Origin of the sequence: Acerihabitans arboris (assembly GCF_010131535.1) — a bacterium.
Lineage (GTDB): Bacteria > Pseudomonadota > Gammaproteobacteria > Enterobacterales > Enterobacteriaceae > Acerihabitans > Acerihabitans arboris.
The window spans coordinates 1-2,122 of the sequence record NZ_WUBS01000048.1; the positions used below are offsets into that span (position 1 = coordinate 1).

At 56.1% G+C, this 2,122-nt stretch carries 2 protein-coding genes; both read left to right on the top strand.

Annotated elements, in window-relative coordinates:
- Positions 1–101: 101 nt before the first annotated feature.
- Positions 102–1,280, top strand: a complete 1,179-nt coding sequence (gene istA, locus GRH90_RS25795) for an IS21 family transposase (protein ID WP_162368807.1) — start codon at positions 102–104, stop codon at positions 1,278–1,280.
- Positions 1,280–2,062, top strand: a complete 783-nt coding sequence (istB, locus tag GRH90_RS25800) for an IS21-like element helper ATPase IstB (protein ID WP_162368808.1) — start codon at positions 1,280–1,282, stop codon at positions 2,060–2,062. The genes istA and istB overlap by 1 nt, the downstream gene beginning before the upstream one ends.
- The last annotated feature ends 60 nt before the right edge of the window (positions 2,063–2,122 follow it).

A 2,122-nucleotide genomic window follows, 5' to 3' on the forward strand; every position in this document is an offset into this window, starting at 1 on the left:
TGTCGGCATCGCTGATATAAGGTCGTAATTCATCGGAAAAGTTGTCCACTCCACCCAACATGGTCTTTCTTTAAGGTTCCTACACCGAAAAAGGAAGCGCCATGTTAAGCAGAGAGGACCATCTAATGATAAAACAAATGCGCATCCATGGCGCTTATATTATCGACATTGCCCGCCAGATTGGCTGCTCCGAACGCACAGTCAGGCGTCACCTGTCCGAGCCTGAATGTCCTCGCCAAGTGCCTTCACGGCGGCGTATGCGCAAACTTGAACCCTATATGGACTTTATCGATACGCGCCTGAGCGAACATGTTTGGAACGCGCAAGTGATTTTCCAGGAAATCAAAGCGCAAGGCTATGACGGCGGCACCACGGTGCTGCGGGAATATATCCAGCCCAAACGCCGGCTCCGGCATGGCCGCGAAACCGTCCGCTTCGAAACACAACCCGGTTATCAACTGCAGCACGACTGGGGTGAAGTGGAAGCCGAAGTGGCGGGCCTGCCTTGTAAAATCAACTTCGCGGTCAACACGCTGGGCTACTCACGCCGCTTCCATGTTTTCGCCGCGCCTTGCCAGGATGCGGAGCACACTTACGAATCGCTGGTGCAGGCGTTCGGCTACTTCGGCGGCAGCGTGAAAACCGTACTGGTTGATAACCAGAAGGCCGCGGTGCTCAAACACAATAATACCGGTGAGGTTATCTTCAACGCCGGCTTCCAGTCGCTGGCGAAGCACTATGGCTTTATCCCCCGCGCCTGCCGGCCTCACCGGCCCAGGACTAAAGGGAAAGTGGAGCGCATGGTGGGTTATGTGAAACACAACTTCTTCGTTCACTATCGCCGGTTCGACAGTTTTGCGCACGTCAATCAACTCCTGACCCACTGGCTGGCGCAAGAGGCTGATCAACGCGACCTGCGCCAGTTCCATCAGACACCGTTGGCGCGGTTCGAGGTGGAAAAAGTCGCCCTGCAACCGTTACCCGCCGGGCCGTTCGAGACCAGTTACCACGACACCCGCCAGGCAGCCTGGGATAGCTACATCGACGTGCGGGGCAACCGTTACAGCCTGCCCGAAGCCTGGTGCGGGCGTCAGGTCACGGTACGCATTACCTTGGACGACGAGTTACGCGTCTACGGCAATGATGAACTTATCGCCCGCCATCAGTTGTCACCGGCCACCGCCGGTTGGCAGACGGTGCCGGAACATCATCAGGCGCTGTGGCAGCGGACCTGCCAGGTAGAGCAACGACCGCTGGATGTCTATGAGGGACTACAGTGATGAACGAACTGGAAAATTTACTGACCCGGCTGAAAATGGACCATCTGAGCGGCGCGGTAGAAAACCTGCTGGAGCAGGCCACGAAAGAAGAACTGAACTACCGGGAGTTCTTGATCCGCGCCTTGTCACAGGAATGGAACGGGCGCCGTAGCCGGGGCCTGGAATCACGGCTCAAGCAGGCCCGGTTACCCTGGATAAAAACGCTGGAGCAGTTCGACTTCACCTTCCAGCCGGGAATAGATCGCAAAGTGATCCGCGAGTTGGCGGGACTGGCGTTCGTGGAGCGCAATGAAAATGTTATCTTGCTGGGTCCGCCGGGGGTGGGGAAAACCCATCTGGCGGTGGCCCTGGGCGTCAAAGCAGCGGATGGTGGACACCGGGTGCTGTTCACGCCGCTGGATAAACTAATGGCAACGCTACTCAAAGCCAAACAGGAAAACCGCCTGGAGAGGCAGATCCAACTGTTAAGCTATAGCCGGGTGCTGATCCTCGATGAAATCGGCTATCTGCCGATGACGCGGGAAGAGGCGAGCCTGTTCTTCCGGCTACTGAATCGGCGTTATGAAAAAGCGAGCATCATACTGACCTCGAATAAAAGCTTCGTGGACTGGGGAGAAGTGTTCGGCGATAACGTGCTGGCATCGGCGATCCTGGACCGCTTACTGCACCACTCAACCACGGTCAATATAAAGGGGCAAAGCTACCGGCTGAAAGATAAACGCAAGGCAGGAATGTTATCGGCAAAGAGTGCGTCAGATGACGCGATAATGAGCGGACGTTAAAACGATAAACAGTGGACAACGGAAACGTTGAAAAGGGGCCACCGCTTCACGATGTTGACA

Coding starts and splice junctions, on each gene's coding strand:
- istA (WP_162368807.1), top strand. CDS start 102: ATGTTAAGCAGAGAGGACCATCTAATGATAAAACAAATGCGCATCCAT.
- istB (WP_162368808.1), top strand. CDS start 1,280: ATGAACGAACTGGAAAATTTACTGACCCGGCTGAAAATGGACCATCTG.